This is a genomic window from Serratia sp. (in: enterobacteria), assembly GCF_052400455.1.
Lineage (GTDB): Bacteria > Pseudomonadota > Gammaproteobacteria > Enterobacterales > Enterobacteriaceae > Serratia > Serratia ureilytica.
In genome coordinates, this window is the sequence record NZ_CP185814.1 from 77766 (window position 1) to 93157 (window position 15392).

General features: G+C 47.3%; 14 protein-coding genes and 3 pseudogenes. 6 read left to right on the forward strand and 11 right to left on the reverse strand.

What is annotated here, in order from left to right; translation table 11 throughout:
- Nucleotides 1-37: 37 nt before the first annotated feature.
- The 7 genes from ACORQT_RS25255 to sopA all read right to left on the reverse strand — a co-directional run bounded on the left by ACORQT_RS25255 (nucleotide 38) and on the right by sopA (nucleotide 6004).
- Nucleotides 38-328 carry a ribulokinase gene (locus ACORQT_RS25255; protein ID WP_197751403.1) on the reverse strand — a complete coding sequence of 97 codons (291 nt, stop codon included), beginning with the start codon at nucleotides 326-328 and terminating at the stop codon, nucleotides 38-40.
- Nucleotides 329-1164: 836 nt separating this feature from the next.
- Nucleotides 1165-1407 carry a plasmid partition protein ParG gene (locus tag ACORQT_RS25260; protein WP_197751404.1) on the reverse strand — a complete coding sequence of 81 codons (243 nt, stop codon included), beginning with the start codon at nucleotides 1405-1407 and terminating at the stop codon, nucleotides 1165-1167.
- A gap of 2 nt (nucleotides 1408-1409) precedes the next feature.
- Nucleotides 1410-2033 (reverse strand): ParA family partition ATPase, encoded by a 624-nt coding sequence (gene parA / locus ACORQT_RS25265; protein WP_060560529.1) that lies wholly within the window; start codon nucleotides 2031-2033, stop codon nucleotides 1410-1412.
- Between the two features lie 362 nt (nucleotides 2034-2395).
- Entirely contained in the window at nucleotides 2396-2629 is a 234-nt protein-coding gene (locus ACORQT_RS25270) for a hypothetical protein (RefSeq protein ID WP_444859450.1), read from the reverse strand.
- A gap of 561 nt (nucleotides 2630-3190) precedes the next feature.
- Nucleotides 3191-3442: a type II toxin-antitoxin system Phd/YefM family antitoxin gene (locus ACORQT_RS25275; protein ID WP_206195971.1), complete on the reverse strand. Its 252-nt coding sequence runs from the start codon at nucleotides 3440-3442 to the stop codon at nucleotides 3191-3193.
- Nucleotides 3443-3872: 430 nt separating this feature from the next.
- Nucleotides 3873-4838: a ParB/RepB/Spo0J family plasmid partition protein gene (locus tag ACORQT_RS25280; protein ID WP_197751407.1), complete on the reverse strand. Its 966-nt coding sequence runs from the start codon at nucleotides 4836-4838 to the stop codon at nucleotides 3873-3875.
- Nucleotides 4838-6004, reverse strand: coding sequence for a plasmid-partitioning protein SopA (gene sopA, locus ACORQT_RS25285; RefSeq protein ID WP_060560534.1), 1167 nt, complete (start codon nucleotides 6002-6004; stop codon nucleotides 4838-4840). The genes ACORQT_RS25280 and sopA overlap by 1 nt, the downstream gene beginning before the upstream one ends.
- Before the next feature lie 1231 nt (nucleotides 6005-7235).
- Here sopA and ACORQT_RS25290 point away from each other — a divergent pair.
- The gene (locus ACORQT_RS25290) at nucleotides 7236-8225 is read left to right on the forward strand and encodes a replication initiation protein (protein WP_197751408.1); all 990 of its coding nucleotides are present in this window, start codon (nucleotides 7236-7238) and stop codon (nucleotides 8223-8225) included.
- A gap of 176 nt (nucleotides 8226-8401) precedes the next feature.
- Here ACORQT_RS25290 and ACORQT_RS25295 read toward each other — a convergent pair whose 3' ends face one another.
- From ACORQT_RS25295 to ACORQT_RS25305, 3 genes are all read right to left on the reverse strand, one after another.
- Entirely contained in the window at nucleotides 8402-8695 is a 294-nt protein-coding gene (locus ACORQT_RS25295) for a type II toxin-antitoxin system RelE/ParE family toxin (protein ID WP_197751409.1), read from the reverse strand.
- A complete protein-coding gene (locus tag ACORQT_RS25300) occupies nucleotides 8688-8930 on the reverse strand; it encodes a type II toxin-antitoxin system ParD family antitoxin (protein WP_197751410.1) in 243 nt (80 codons plus the stop codon). Before ACORQT_RS25300 ends, ACORQT_RS25295 begins: the two co-directional genes overlap by 8 nt.
- A gap of 197 nt (nucleotides 8931-9127) precedes the next feature.
- Nucleotides 9128-9790 carry a tyrosine-type recombinase/integrase gene (locus ACORQT_RS25305; RefSeq protein ID WP_232095397.1) on the reverse strand — a complete coding sequence of 221 codons (663 nt, stop codon included), beginning with the start codon at nucleotides 9788-9790 and terminating at the stop codon, nucleotides 9128-9130.
- An 882-nt stretch (nucleotides 9791-10672) separates the two neighbouring features.
- On the opposite strand from ACORQT_RS25305, the gene vapB reads away from it, so the two are divergent.
- From vapB to ACORQT_RS25330, 5 genes and pseudogenes are all read left to right on the forward strand, one after another.
- Entirely contained in the window at nucleotides 10673-10903 is a 231-nt protein-coding gene (gene vapB, locus ACORQT_RS25310; protein ID WP_197751412.1) for a type II toxin-antitoxin system VapB family antitoxin, read from the forward strand.
- On the forward strand, nucleotides 10900-11316 hold the full coding sequence (locus ACORQT_RS25315) for a type II toxin-antitoxin system VapC family toxin (protein ID WP_197751413.1): 417 nt from the start codon (nucleotides 10900-10902) through the stop codon (nucleotides 11314-11316). Before vapB ends, ACORQT_RS25315 begins: the two co-directional genes overlap by 4 nt.
- A gap of 237 nt (nucleotides 11317-11553) precedes the next feature.
- Complete coding sequence (locus ACORQT_RS25320; RefSeq protein WP_197751414.1) at nucleotides 11554-11961, forward strand: hypothetical protein; 408 nt, start codon at nucleotides 11554-11556, stop codon at nucleotides 11959-11961.
- Between the two features lie 905 nt (nucleotides 11962-12866).
- Nucleotides 12867-14209, forward strand: a pseudogene (locus tag ACORQT_RS25325) (ISNCY family transposase).
- Between the two features lie 171 nt (nucleotides 14210-14380).
- Nucleotides 14381-14667 (forward strand): annotated as a pseudogene (locus tag ACORQT_RS25330) (helix-turn-helix domain-containing protein); the annotation flags it as partial.
- 124 nt (nucleotides 14668-14791) lie between these two features.
- On the opposite strand, the pseudogene ACORQT_RS25335 reads toward ACORQT_RS25330, so the two are convergent.
- Nucleotides 14792-15120: pseudogene (locus ACORQT_RS25335) on the reverse strand (IS3 family transposase); the annotation flags it as partial.
- Nucleotides 15121-15392: the final 272 nt, after the last annotated feature.

The window sequence follows — 15392 nt, forward strand, 5'->3', positions numbered from 1 at the left end:
CGCGCTGGCGGTGAGAAAGCGGCAGAATGCCGCTTTTTTATTGCCCTGAATTCACGCGCCAGTGGGTCATCGTCATCTGATCGCTCGCAGCCACCGGCCAGCCCCCGACGATCCACACCGAAATGGTGTCGAAATCCCCAAAGTCCGCGAATACCTCTTCCGCCCCGGCCGGTACCACCGGCGGTTCAATGGTGCCGGTCGAACGAACGCACACCGCCTTCACGTAGCAAAACAGGTCATACACGTGCGGTACTGTCAGGGCACAGTGGGTCTGTGCAGATGCTGTTGTAGGCTTCGTTGTCGCGCCTTGGACGTTTTGTGGTTGCATGTTGGTTTCCTCCAGGTGGTTGTTTGATGCCGCTGTGAGTATTCGCCGTCGCAATAAACTGATTCAGCACGGCGGTGAGCGGCACCAAGGGGCGGAGACAAAAAGTTTTTTTGACCGAAGGGAGGAAAAAGTTTTTGGCGGAGTGCATTTCACCCCTTGGTGTTCAAGCGAGACGCTGTGCTGTTATCAGTTGCGGCGGGAAGACTAGACTGCGGCAGGCGTACCACGGAAGGATGAACAAGCACCCACCCGACACGACGGCGCGACAGCGGCCGGCGGGGCGTCAACAGCGTCCTGCAGCCTGGCTGCAGGACAGTGAGTGCGGCGCCGGCATCGCCGGCTGCAAGCGGGGTTGCGTCAGCGATGGTCGCCCGAAGGGTGGCGACGGATCGACGGCGCCATGCGCAGCACGACAGCGAGCCCCAATTACGCCACATATACAAATACAAGTAGAAATGAGCGTCATCACCGACGAAGCAGGGCTGCACTGTGACCGTGCTTAAGGCCGCAGTAGGCGCGTCAAAAACTCGAATTACCCAACCTAGTTGCCGTCACCAGCGCCGTCCTGGTGAGGCCCACCATAGCCATGATGGGTCTGTACATTGATTTGCACGAGGAACGTCTACGAGTTGCATAAATGTTATTAACTTCTGTATTTAATGAAATGTAACTTTCATTAAATACAGATAATCGTAATGATAATGTTTCAAACGGTACGCAGGGCGTTACGGCTCGAGAGCAATGATAAGTCGTAACCTGCCCGCCCTACCGTCTCATCCTAAACGCAAAAGCGTTCAATCTTAAAATCGCATAATCGTAAAACATTAAATACAGAATTACTCTTTTCCGTATTTGTTATACAACAGCTCACGCACCTCATCGGCGATCTTGGTGCCCCTCAGGGCACAGGCAGACTTGATTGTTTTATGCAGACTTTCCGGGATATCAATCGTGAGTCGCTTCATTTTCTCGACCGGCTGCGGTGGCGCTTCTTCGGTTACGCGGCTTTCCACCCAGGCATCCGCACTGGGTGCAGATTTGGTTGGCTTGGCACCGAAAGTCACTTTTTTCCCACTCATACTTATTGCTCCAAAATCTCGTTAACCAGGGCACCGATCTCTTTTGACGCCGCCGAATCAGGTTCCAGCTCGAACACGGCTTTACCAACAGCCGCCGCTTCAGCGAAGATAACCCGCTGCGACACCGTAGCTTGTAACACCGGTGTTTCATATGTCGACAGCGCATCACCGACATCACGGCCAATCGCAGTATTTACGATTTTACGATTAACCACAAATACAGATTTAAGATTTTCTTTATATATCTTGGCTTCCTGGATCAACGTTACCACTTCCTGTGCCGCCCACACGTCATACGGACTGGGTTGTACAGGGATCACAACCAGGTCTGCCGCCATAATGGCGGAACGGGCCATATCCGTGACGCGGGGTGGGCCATCGATGATAATGTGCTCGTAATCATGGGTGAATTTTCCGATATCTTTGTGCAGTGTGGCGCGAGGCAACCCCAGTACCGGAAAAGCGGAAACCTCTTCTCGTGCTGCCGCCCAGTCCAAGGCGCTGCCCTGAGGATCAGCATCAAGTAGTAATACGCGCGCGCCATCAGCCACCAGACGGGCAGCAATATTGACGCTGAGAGTGGTTTTGCCAACTCCCCCTTTTTGGTTCAATACAGAGATAATCATCAGGCTCTCCTGGTGTGGATTATTACTATTTTCAGTAAAACCTTATTTCTGTAAACTAACAATTACGATTAAATTGTAGTGTATGCATAAGCAAGGGGCAGATCAATACAGAAATCATCAAATACGTTTTTACGATAAATCGTATTTGCGATTTATCGTAAAACCAGATGGTTATCTTAGGGTGAGAGCGCAAGTGCTCCCCGCGACTCATCAACGGGTAGGGGAAAGACCATACCCGATGTGACATTCAGTGCGAAGCTCCGGGTATAAATTTCGGTATTTCCAAGGCGCTATGACCCATCAGTGCCTGGACCTGCTCGACGTGCACATCATTCATCAACAGATGCATCGCTGGTCGACCGTCACTGCCGCCGTGGCGTACGTTGCTTCAGGGTCCGCCGCCGGACAAACGGCAGCGAGCAGTTGAAGAACAGATCTCCCAGCGTTAGCGTCAGAGCTTTATTGATGTCGGCACTGATGTTCCACAGGGTTTTGATCAATATACGCAGACACAGCTCGGGCAGATAGTCGAGCAGCCCCGCAATTTCCAGCGCCAGCAAATAGCGGGGCACATCCAGAGCGCTTGCAAAGACCATTTCGCGAAGCCGCCAGACTGACTGATCGCGCTACGTGAAATCTGTCCAATCAGGAGGGGAAGATGATGCTCAATTCTTCATTCTACACATTCGTGCTGCAAAGGCTGCTTTGCCAGGCTTGATCTAGCAACGATCGCCGGGTTGCTGCTCAATGAACTAATGTGTCACATCAGCTTCGGCGTCAACATGACAGGTGTAAAGCGTCCTTGGATGACGTAGTAAGCCAAGGCTATTGGGATCCGGTTCTACAGTGCCGACGAGTTGCTGCAAGCCCGGTCGTCGCTGAGACTCAACGAGGTGCTTCTACCCGGTAATCGTGATAGGTGTCTTGTGCCTATGTAAGAAATTTGGGCAGTATCTTCGTGGACAAAACAATAGTGCCGGCAAACAGACTCCACCATGGATACATCATCGAAGTAACAGAAGATAGTTACAGAAAGAAAATGTCAAAAACGGCAATACGGCTGTCAGTTAAACCGTAACACCAGGACGGTCAGCTTTGTTGACGCGTACGGGTCAAGGTAGTGGATGTGTAACTCTCACGAAATTTAACTTTATAAGTCATGTGAACTGATCAAAAACGACATCAATGAACTCCTCATTACGGCGCTCATTGAGCAATCTACATAGAACCTGATCATCAAGAGCATCTAACATTTTTTCATAGAATGCAGCGGGCACACAATAAAATGCCGGTTGATTTCGATTCAAGATCGCCACCGGCAAACCGTTACCGGCCCCAACGATTCGCATTGGATTCTTTTTCAGCTCGCTGATGCTTACACTACTTTCACTAAGAATGACATTTGGCATGATACCCTCACTCAACTATTCGTCGATAGTCACCGCATACGTGACCATAATAAGTCGACCATAATTCGATTTGGAATAATGATAGATTTGCAATATCTCAAAAAGGGACAGATTACGCTTTCACGCATATGCAACTCCCAATCAAGGTTTTGTGATGAAGCATATTTGCCAGATCCAACAGATTTCTGAAAGAGTAGATGTATACTGGAATAACAAAGAATTAGACGTTGAGCTCTCACTCTAAGGATTGCTCATTGAGAATCTGAGCCACCGGCCATCAAACAAATATGATACCCCGAAGTACCAACGTCGAGAACAACGCATTCTCCGCGTTCCAAGTGGGACCATGGTCCCACCTATCGACATATCACCGGTACTGTGAAGTAAAAAGATATAGTTGAGAAGTGGGACCATGGTCCCACTTGAAAAATCAGGGCTTTTGCTGTTTGGCATGCTCGGCTAGTAGAATTTCAATACGCTCTATCAGGCTAGCCGGAGCACCCGTTAGGTTAAATGAAACTGCATTAGCCGAGTATTTCGCCTCAATACCCGCTGCAAACTTACGCACGGTGACATCTGGCTTAGCCCTGGTTACAGGCATCAGACGCTTTAACAGTTCTTCGGTACTGAATGTGGCACCTTCAGATTGTTGCTCTCGCAAAATTTGAGTCAACAACTTAAGCGCAGCAAAATCAGACTCATGGAACCTGTAGAGCATTTCTCCACTACGGGCGCTTAGTTCATTGGGATTAGCAAACAGCTGCAAAGTTTCAAGTGGCAGTTCGGCGGTTTTAATACAACGCTGAATAATCTTGCGCGATATGTTCTCTGCTTCAGCAAGATGGCTGACGTTGCCACCGAATTCAGAAAAGAGCCGACGAGCATAGCGTAAACCACGCTCATATGCGCTGGTCGGCCGATAGTCGTTTCCAATTTGGGATAGCCAGCGCATTTGCGCATCGTTCAATTCACCGACGAGAACTTTGTATTCACAGCCGGTAAGAATAGCGGCCTTACGACGTCGACTGCCATCTGCAATTTCGACAAGACCATTATGACTGCGCCCAAAAGCAGGGGACTGTTGACCCGACGTCAGGAACGAGGGTAATAGATCATCCAGGGAAGATTCGGTCAATAAGTCCTGAAGACGTTCATTACCGGCAAAGATGGTTGTTTTTACTGCTATCTGATCCGCCGCGATAGTTTTCAGAACAAAGGTAACATCCTCCCCACATACTGGTAGGGTGATACTGTTTCCTTTCATTGTGCTAACACGTGAAGACAGCTGGCTTACTGCAGGTGCCGAGGGTGAAAGTTCACTCTCTTTGACCGAAACCGCTTTAGCGTCATCAAAATTGATCGTTGGTGCATGACGTAATACAGGGGCTCTTTTCATTACGCATTCTCCCAACGCGTTTTAATTAATCGATTATAGATCTCAGCACAAACTGGTTCCCAAATAGCCACCGCGTTACGCCAGGCAGCCGGTGTTGAACGCTGGTTAGCCGCTTGCTCGAAAACGGTACGCATCCTGACCTGACCTTTACCGACTTCATCAGTCACACGAACTACTTCCTTCAGGACCATTCCACCCCAGGCGTTACGGATTTGGTCATCCATCCATTGAGATTGGCTACCGACTGCATTGCTGAATTTGGTTATCAGAACGCGAACATCAGGTTCAAAACCGTTCAAGTCAATATTGATCATCAAATCGCGCAACATGGTGAAGAACTGCAGGGTAGAAACATAATCATACAGCTCAGCCGGCGTTGGAACGACAATCACATCCGCTGCACAGGCGACATTGATGGTGCCTATCCCAAGGTTTGGCGCACTATCCAGCACGATTACATCATAACTGTCCCAAACAGACTCAATAGCAGCCCGCAGAAGAAGATGAGGAGCAACAGGGAGTTTCCCCGCATCATGCAGCGGATAAATTTCGGATTCGATACGGTGTACGGCCAGGCAAGAAGGAATGATGTCCAGGTTTGGCCAGCAAGTTGGTTTGATGGCATAAGCCGCATCGTCACGTTGCCCCAAATAATACGGGAGAAGGGTATCTTCCGGATGAATATGCAAATCCGGAACATAACCGTGATAAAGCGATGCGGTTGCCTGGGGATCCGTGGCATCGATTAAAAGGACACGCAACCCTTGCAGTGCCATCCATTGGGCAATATGTACTGACGTGGATGTTTTATACGCTCCGCCTTTATGAGCCGCTACGGCGAGAACAACAGGATCCTGGCCAGCCGGTCTCGCCGGGCGGGTACCAAAAACATCTCTCATTGCATTGATTTGCTGTATCGAGTATCCGGTACGTTGTTCAACCCGTCCGATCATCGCCGTCTCTGGGGATGGCAACTTTCCAGACTCTTCATAATTTCGGATCGTTTGTGCTGTAACACCGACGAGATCTGAAGCTTCAGTGATCCGCCAACGCCGGGTAATCGCGCGAGCTTCTGGGCTGTCGTTACCAAATTGCGCTTTAGCGATTTCCTGCGTCATGAATTGACCGCGTTCTATACAACGATCCAGCGTTGACTTGAGATCCATATTATCCCTTACACATTGTTTTGCATCTTTATAGTAAAACACCAACAAAAACGCAAAACAACAATTAAAACGCATAATGGAACAAATAAGGCAAAAAGGTGAGGCATATCAACCAAGACAGATCCAATATGATCATGAATACGTAAAGGGGAGGGATTTTTGAACCGATGATCGTAAACAGATATCCGAAGGATATTTGTTATTTTATTCTTTTTACTTTTCTCTTTTTCATTAATTTAAGTTAAAAATATCAATATGTTATGCGAAATTATGTGGAGTTTTTTCCTGTCTTTCGTGGATCTATTTCATGATCCACGTGGATCCTTTTCATGCCATATGAAGAAGGAATTTCTGTTGATAAATTATGATGTTGGGCTCAAAGCAGCGCTATGATTGCCATAGGATCAGCCAAATCCATGATTAGGTACCTTGCAAGGACCAGGAACAAAGGTGGAGCAATTTTCTGTTTCGGCCCGCGACACTCTATTGCACGGCCAGACCTGGCAGTTCGGTGGCCAACACGAGAATACGGTAAAATGTGGAGAATTTTTCTGTTGCAACCCTCATTACTGTTCAACGGGTTATCACTTATCGGTGGAGGGATTTTCTGCTCGTGTACCAGGGAAGTGGAGCGTATTACCTGCTTAAAGTGCGTTACAGGTGGAATGATTTTATGCACCGGCTGTAAGTAACGGTGGAGGTTTTTCCTGTTATTGAGCATGGGTACTGTTTAACTTGATGTGTACGGGAATAAATCAAGGTGGAGGGATTTCCTGTATTGCCAAAATGTATGTGGAGAATTTTCCTGTATAAATTGACGATTTCTGCAGATCCACGCCTGTTTATGCAGCAAACACAGGTGGATAAATTATCTGTTCGAAGGAGGGGAATGGGGGAATGATTTCATGTGCATATGATGAGCCGTACTGAGAACGGATTCTGTATACAGCTTGCGCTTGTAGCAGTTTTTTGCTCCGCAACTCACCTGGGGCAAGTTTTCTATAGGGGGAGAAATTTCCTGTCTTCGTGCAGTAAAGGTGGAGATTTTACCTGTAGCGGTGCGATGTCTCTGCGTACACTGACATTATCGTAGAAAAGACAGGTGGAATCATTTCCTGATGAGAATGGATTTGTTGTGAGGAATATCATGGATCACGAGGCTATTACAATTTACGCGCCCCTTATTAATGTGGAATAATGAATCTGTGTTTCCACATTATGGATAGAGCGAATGAATCATGACACATTGACTGTGGTACAGGGGAATGATCTTCTTGAGGGCGCCTATGGTGTCACTCTTGACGAAATGCGTCTCCTGAACCTGGCCCTTGCGCAGATTGACAGCAGAAAGCCACAACCGGACATGTTGTACACGCTATATCCTCGTGATTACCAGCGTATTTACGGGGTCAACCCGACCAGTAGCCACCGACAACTCCGTGATGCGGCTGACAGCCTGATGAAAAAACCGGTGACAATCTACAAAGAAGACAGGAATGGGAAGGTCAGAACTGTTCAACTTTCCTGGTTTTCGCGTCTTGAGTATGTCAACAATGATGATCATAGTGCGGTCGTACTACGTTTTGGACAGGACGTTGCCCCTTATCTTTTTGAGCTGAAAGAAAGCTTTACCAAACTGGACTTTATCAACCTGGCCCGGCTTGATACGCCTTTCTCGATCCGTCTTTACAGCTGGTTGGTGAAGGCGCGTAACCTGACACGGTATCGGAGTCATGGGACCATTGAGGTCACCCTTGAGATCGAATGGATGCGAGAGAAGGCTAATCTGCAAGGAAAATACCAGGATTACCGGGACTTCAGGCAAAAACTGCTGCAACCTTCACTCGATCGCATCAATGCCTCAACCGATATTTCGGTGATTTGGGAACCTGTCAAGATGGGGCGTTCCGTGCATGCCATCAAGTTTACCTATGTCGATGAGTCCGCTCCGGAAGCGACAAAACCAATGCGACCACGCCTGCCTCGTCGCCCTCATGTAACGGCGGGCTCGGCCGCTGAAGGAGAATGGGCTAGAAAATGTATCGCGGTGATGACCCAGTATATGGCTCAATTGGATGCCTATGATCCTAACGAGAAGGTGAGTGTACCTGACCTAAGAAAATTGGCCGGCTGGTATAAGAAAATAGGGAACGGTGAGAAGGAAAGGGCGACGCTGGATGCTATCAAATGCAGAGCCCAACGTCGAAAGAGGGCTGAGTAATACCCGTAATGTAAAAAAACACTGAGTTGTGACACTATCATGTTGATTTTAAGCATAAAAAATGGCGTGCAGAGATAGTTTACTGTTTATAGTATGGCTATCAACGAACCCAGACGATAGTTGTTAGCTGACCGTGGGTTGTGAACAATGTCTGGATATTTAGCGAACAGCAGGGGTTAACCGGGGAAACCTTGAGCATCAACATCCATAGATTGATGAATGACACGTGAAATTAGAGTTTCCTCCCCTTTTTTAAAAAAATATACCCCATGCTTTTTGTATTGAAAGCACCGCATACCCTGGCAGAAGCAGGGACATTGAGTACCTAACTCGGGATTTTTCGCCTGCAATTCAACGATCTTCGTGATCCCTTCATGACAGTGTTTAGCCTGGATAAGGCCAACATGCTGAATAGTATAAAGCGTAAGATCATAGATATCCCCATCAGCCAACGTGGAGAGTTTATACATTGGCATCCTTCGTTGCTGCTGCAAAAATCTCCTCCATGGTGCGATGACTCACAGGGGCATTCACGCCAGCCAGAACCATCTCCCGGACGCTTTGAATACGTTGTTCACGCGTTTCCATCAGCCTTAACGCATCACGAAGCACTTCAGAGGTATTGGTATAGCGGCCGGATTGGGCCATTTCACCCACAAAACCCGTAAAATGTTCACCCAGTATTACACTGGTTACTCGTGCCATTTGAATCCCCCTCCTCTTGTATTACTGAGTCATACAAATATGCGTGAGTGGTACGGTGAATTCAACGTCTCTTTGCTGGCCAAGGCAGCGCATTTAAGAGTACGCCCGGCTCCAGCCCCCGAAATCCTTGTAACTTAAGTGACTATGTCACTTATGAGCCCCTCAAACAGTCAATCGCGCAACTCAAGGTGGAGAGATTATCTGTTCGGGCTGAGCAGTTGCAACGCCTGCTCCGGGGTCATCTCGAAGCGCACACCCAGCTGGCCGGCAACGTCCAGTGCAAAAACCCGGGTATAGATCTCGGTACTTTTGTAGTCCCGGTGTCCCATGAACGACTGCAGGATCTTCGGGTGTACCCGGTTATAGAGCAGATGCATGGCAAAACTGTGCCGAAACGTATGTGGCGTGATGTTCTCAATGGAGAAGTTCATCCCCGTGCGTTGTGCATTACCCAAGGCTTCTTTCAACCAATTTCGTGCGGTGTCATCGGAGATCTCCCATACCGGCTTGGTGACATAACGGGTAAAGGTGGCCAGATGATCACGCAGCCGGCGTACAAAACCGGGGTCAAGTAACGGCAAGGTTCGTTTAACCGGCGTATCTTTAACGGGCCGGCCGCGGCGACCTGCTGTCTGGTTACGTTGCTTTAATGTCCGTAGCACAACAAAAGGTTTGACGGCATCAAGTACAATGTCTTTCGGTGTAACGGCCAGGGCTTCGTTGATCCGTGCGCCGGTGTTCCATAAAAAATCAAACAACATCCGCCGGCGCAGATCGGCGATATTGTCGAGCAACAAAGTGATCTCTGGTGCCAGCAGATAGGCTGGTTGATCCGACAGGTTCAGTGCCATCCGTCGCATAGCTACGGCCTGGGCAAAATCAAAGTAGGGGCTGGGGAGCGTCTCCGCACCGGAGGCGGGAGGCTGATAGGCTATCAGTGACACAGTTCACCTCGAAAATTCAACATCGTATTAGCAGAAAATTCTTCCACCTTTCCTCATGAGCCGCGCCAAAAGAGCAGGGGAGTGAGGGCTTTATTTTGATCGCGCTACGCAAAATCTGCAGCATCATGACCTTGCTGAAAAATTATTTTTTACGTAGCGCAATCTGCTTAAAAAGCAGGCACGTTCAGAATGTTGGGTAGAAGACACGCTTTCATCTCTGTGCCATTGTGCCTGAGATCTGTGCGGGGATCGTTCGTAATAAATCTGCTCGAGCGGATCCTTAAATCGGTAAAACTGGAGTATAACGGATAAATACCGAAACGTTCAGTTGAAAACTCGACGGCAGTCACCACCCCTGGAGGGCATCGGGAGATCACATGTACCACATGATGTGTACCATTTCACCTGTAAAGCACCATATATAGGTTATCAACATATTAAGGGGGTAAGTCTGTGGAGGATCGGGTTTCCTCGCTTTTTACCGAAAAAGTGCAAACTCTATACTTCCTCCATCCAGTTTGGAGCATCATACCGGGAGATGCCTGCAACAGTTGTCACTTCATCACGACCACTACTGCAGTAATTTTTACCAAGAGAGACAGATTCAGTGAGCGTCACAATATTCATAAAAATGAGAGGATGCATTGTTCCCTTTACCGTTGATGATGAGCATTCATCTGAATACGAGTCTCTATATGACCGTGAAAATGAAAGAAAGCAAATAGTCTTGACTATACATATGCTATGCATCGGCATATACTAAACATATGCCGATGGGCCATAAACCAAGAGGACATCATGCGAACAGTATCGATTTTTAAAAACGGCAACAACCGTGCCATCCGTCTGCCCCGCGATCTGGATTTTGAGGGGGTGAGTGAGCTCGAGATCGTCCGGGAAGGGGACAATATCATCCTGCGTCCCGTCCGTCCGACTTGGGGCTCGTTCGCGCAACTGGAAAAGGCCGATCCGGACTTTATGGCAGAGCGTGCGGACGTGGTCAGCGACGAAGGACGATTTGACTTGTGAATAAGACCTATATGCTCGACACCAATATCTGTTCGTTCATCATGCGCGAGCAGCCGGAAGCCGTGATCAAACGTCTAGAGCAGGTTGTACTGCGTAACCACCGCATAGTTGTCTCCGCCATCACCTACGCGGAAATGCGTTTCGGCGTTGTCGGCAAGAAGGCCTCTCCGCGCCACGCTCAGCTAGTTGAGGCCTTCTGCGTCCGCCTTGATGCCATTCTGTCCTGGGATCGGGCCGCAGTGGACGCCACAACCGAGATCAAGGCCATCCTGGCCGCGGCCGGCACACCGATCGGCCCGAACGATACGGCGATCGCCGGGCATGCCATTGCTGCCGGCGCTATACTGGTGACGAATAATACGCGGGAGTTTGAGCGGGTGCCGGGTTTGAAGTTGGAAGATTGGGTGAAGTAGATCGAGCATTCCACTCTCCATAGCTGGATTACCCATATGGTACCGTCGCTAGATAAGGCATTTAGCCGGCATAACCGTACCGTAGGGCGCCTGTGACGATTAAATAAAATCGAATCAAACCAAATAAAAAATTAGTATAGACCTGATGAAATCAATTTGCTATTTTCAAATTAAATGCTAATGTATTTAGATGTTTTCTATAAAAATAATGGCGCGTATGGCGCTAAGGATTTAATAATGAGAAGATTTACTTTAAGTATAGCAATGTTGCTTACGATGAGTATCACCGTTACTGGATGCACATCCTACGATTCTGTTCAGCTACGCAAAGAGCAGGTGAATAATAGCTATACTTATTATCAAGTATCACCACCACTTTATTCTGGGGATGTTGTGAAGTACAGGCTTAAGAATGGAAATCAAAATACAATTACTGTTCAGAGAACAACGGCACAAGGTATCATTACTAATACGGGGGATACCTTATTGTTTAATGATATTGTCTCACTTGAACGAAAAGATATTTCAAAAGGGAAAACGGCAGCAGCTGTAGGTGCCGGAGTCGGGGCTACAGCCGTTGTAGTGATTGCTGTTTTTGCCGTAGCTATTGGAGCCGGATTCGCTGCAGTTTTGTCTGGTGCTTGAATTTTATTTGTTGGTAATGATTAACCATAATAATGGTTGTGCGATTAGTGTATTGTGATATTTTTAAGACAGTACGCATGTCACTATATGAATTTCTACTTTAGAAACGAACCTTGACACATCAGTTAAAAAATAAATATTAAGAATTTAGAACTTACTGACAATAGATGGAGGTAAACAAAAAAATGAATTTGACTTGTAGTGCAGGGGGCAGAGTGTGAATACAATCTAATCTAAGGTGTTAAATGTTGGTAAGGTTATCGAGTTTTTATATTAATACTCATGAGAAGGCTTTTAAAGAAAAACATATAATTTTGCTAAACTATTGTTAGATTGCGAGACGTACCAGGGGCTTTTAACTAGTAGGGAAATAGGGGGTGGCAATGAATGAATCTGGTTAGTTGAATGAGGTTTATTCATTTAAAAGTGAGAAGCTGATTATGGAGATTCCTCGCGTTTGTCTTGCTTTTTTACTGGTTATATTATTAATTTTTCTTTTGGAAGTAAGTCACAACATTAAGTATGTGGCTCGTTATTTATTCGCTTTTGGTCGCTGGATTGTAACATTTACTCACTGACTATTTAAATTTCCCAACAGTAGCAATATGCCAAGATAAAATATGGTCCACCGCTATCCTTGGGAGAGATTTTGAGATCTAGATAGTTACAGGTTTAACAGATAGCTCAGAGTATTTTAAAATGACTTAAGGAGAGATATCCATGAGCAGTATAGAGTTATCCCAAAGAGTTTTAAACGAAATGACAATTTAACATAATGCGTATTATCTGTACCTTTTATGTCAGTCCAAAGCAATAATGTCGTGTTTTACCAAAGTTAAAATGTCGCCTTTCGGTTAGTCTGTTTCTTCACAAGCAGACCATCCGGAGCGTCTATGTTGGTGACCATGAGCCAGAAAGAACTGAATCGTATTCCCGTACTACAGCAAGTCTGCGACAAACTTCTGACCCAGGCTGCTGCGGCCAAACTGCTGAAGCTCAGCGTACGGCAACTGCAGAGAATCCTTGTCAGGTATCTTGCTGACGGCGCCGCCGGCATAACCTCGCGTAAACACGGCAATCCCGCAAACAACCGCGTTCCGGATGATCTCAAGCTGCGTGTGCTGACGTTGCTACGCGAAAAATACGGTGACTTCGGTCCTACATTAGCCACAGAAAAGCTTAGCGAACGCCACCAAATATCGATCTCTGTAGAAACTGTTCGTCATTGGATGATTGCTGACGGCCTCTGGGTTCCTCATGCTCGACGCAAGCCTCGGGTCTATCAACCACGCTATCGCCGCGACTGTCTTGGCGAACTTATTCAAATTGACGACTCTCACCATGACTGGTTTGAGGGCCGCGCATCAAAATGCTGCCTGTTGATTTACATTGACGACGCTAACCGGTCGGCTGATGCACCTGCGGTTCTGTGAAACAGAATCGGCCTTCGATTACATGCTGGCGACGCGGGAATACATTGATAAACATGGTAAACCTGTGGCGTTCTACAGTGATAAGCATGCCGTTTTTCGCGTCAGCCAGGCTGAAACTCGCCGCACCGGCACCACGCAGTTTGGACGCGTTCTGCATGACCTGAACATCGAGCTCATTTGCGCCAATAGTTCTCAGGCCAAAGGCCGCGTCGAGCGTGCTAACCTGACACTCCAGGACCGACTAATCAAAGAGATGCGGCTCGAGAAAATCAACAGCATCGAGGAAGCCAACACCTGGCTGGACGGCTTCATCCTGGACTTCAACCGCCGCTTTGCCAAAGCCCCCAAATACCCAAAAAATCTCCATCGGCCCGTCGCAGCCAACAGAACTGGATGATATCTTTGCCTGGCAGGAGCTCAGAACACTCTCGAAATCCCTGACATTCCAATACGATAAGATGCTGTATCTCGTTGAGCCGACAGAAGAAAACACAAGAATTGCCGGCGAGAAAATCATGGTTTATGACTATCCTGACGGCACATTGGCCTTTAAGTACGGCTACAGGACGTTGACCTATCAGGTCTTCGACAAGCTGGCCATCGTTGACCAGGGTGCCATCGTGGACAACAAACGCCTCGGCGCGGTGCTGAAGCTGGCGCAAGTCCAGCAGGACGAGTGTGACCGGGATGGTCAAAGAGAGCGCAGCAAGAGGATGCCCAAACGACGAGCGCAGGCCAGAATCTAGGAGCAACTCAGGGCCATCAACCCGGCCCTGGCCAACCCCGAAGAATTCAGAGCCAGCCTCAAACGCTAATGCCCTTTTCTCTTTTCAACTTTCACCAAGGTGACATTTCAACTTCGGGTAGACATTTTAAGTTAGAGCAATTTAGCAATGTCACTTTTTAACCATTTAGAAATGTCCCTTTTTTTGGCATAAAGGCTCTAAGTTTTTGTGACTTCAGGGATCCGAAAAATGTTGGTGACTATGTCTGATAAAGAGTTATTTCGTGCCCAGGTGATCCAGTCTGTTTGTGAAAAACGGCTACGTTGTCGGGATGCTGCAAGTCAACTGGATCTCAGTGAACGTCAGGTTCAGCGTCTGATGGATAAGTTTCGCTTGTCAGGAACTCCTGGGCTTGCCAGCTTAAAACAAGGTAAACCTGGAAACCATAGCCTTCCTGAGCAACTGAGAATAAAAGTTTTGGCGCTGCTGCGTGAAAACTACAGCGACTTTGGACCCGCACCGCACTAGCCACAGAAAAGCTCAGAGAGTTCGCCGGGCCTTGATCATGCATCACCTCATATTCACTGTTTTAACTTTAACAGGATTCAGACGTGTCCTAAATCAGCGATCCACTACATTCAGACGCCGGATCGCTTTATGATAAAAACATTATCTCCGGGCAAGCTTCAGAACACAGAGCCGTTCAGCGATGGAATATATTTCCTTAAGGTCATCAACGACCTGGTTTTTCTCCCTGTTCTTCAAGATCAGGCCCCTGATGCCCATGTCTTTTTTTATCAGTTCATTCGTTTTTGTCAGGATATCGCGCTTAAGCTGCAACTGATTAATCTGCTTTTTAAGCCGCGTGATTTCGTCAAGCAATGCATCCTGATTTTTATTCCGAGGTGATTATTTACGTCTTCGCATGGATTGATAAGCCACAATGTCGAGCAGGTCTTTCCTCCATTTTTAAGGAGCGGAACGCCCGCACCTACTTTTTGCTCTAGCGTTTAAGTAATACATCGCTTGGATTTTTACGGACGGCTTACTCCTTAAGTACAGATGTATTTCATGGTTTTCCAACATATTCCCCATATGCTCAAACCATAGGGTTGTATCGCCCACCCAGTACCACATTTATTGAAATGCATTTAAATTTAATAATTAAATAAAACTTTTTGGTAATTATTAATTTTGTTGAGCGAAAGTAATTATTTAAATAAATTTGCTATTGCTTAGGTAAAGTTTAGCTGTTCTAAACAGCCATTAACTT

Bases quoted from the DNA above. Each gene is read 5' to 3' on its own strand.
- ACORQT_RS25255 (WP_197751403.1), bottom strand. From the start codon at position 328: ATGCAACCACAAAACGTCCAAGGCGCGACAACGAAGCCTACAACAGCA.
- ACORQT_RS25260 (WP_197751404.1), bottom strand. From the start codon at position 1,407: ATGAGTGGGAAAAAAGTGACTTTCGGTGCCAAGCCAACCAAATCTGCA.
- parA (WP_060560529.1), bottom strand. From the start codon at position 2,033: ATGATTATCTCTGTATTGAACCAAAAAGGGGGAGTTGGCAAAACCACT.
- ACORQT_RS25270 (WP_444859450.1), bottom strand. From the start codon at position 2,629: ATGGTCTTTGCAAGCGCTCTGGATGTGCCCCGCTATTTGCTGGCGCTG.
- ACORQT_RS25275 (WP_206195971.1), bottom strand. From the start codon at position 3,442: ATGCCAAATGTCATTCTTAGTGAAAGTAGTGTAAGCATCAGCGAGCTG.
- ACORQT_RS25280 (WP_197751407.1), bottom strand. From the start codon at position 4,838: ATGAAAAGAGCCCCTGTATTACGTCATGCACCAACGATCAATTTTGAT.
- sopA (WP_060560534.1), bottom strand. From the start codon at position 6,004: ATGGATCTCAAGTCAACGCTGGATCGTTGTATAGAACGCGGTCAATTC.
- ACORQT_RS25290 (WP_197751408.1), top strand. From the start codon at position 7,236: ATGAATCATGACACATTGACTGTGGTACAGGGGAATGATCTTCTTGAG.
- ACORQT_RS25295 (WP_197751409.1), bottom strand. From the start codon at position 8,695: ATGTATAAACTCTCCACGTTGGCTGATGGGGATATCTATGATCTTACG.
- ACORQT_RS25300 (WP_197751410.1), bottom strand. From the start codon at position 8,930: ATGGCACGAGTAACCAGTGTAATACTGGGTGAACATTTTACGGGTTTT.
- ACORQT_RS25305 (WP_232095397.1), bottom strand. From the start codon at position 9,790: ATGCGACGGATGGCACTGAACCTGTCGGATCAACCAGCCTATCTGCTG.
- vapB (WP_197751412.1), top strand. From the start codon at position 10,673: ATGCGAACAGTATCGATTTTTAAAAACGGCAACAACCGTGCCATCCGT.
- ACORQT_RS25320 (WP_197751414.1), top strand. From the start codon at position 11,554: ATGAGAAGATTTACTTTAAGTATAGCAATGTTGCTTACGATGAGTATC.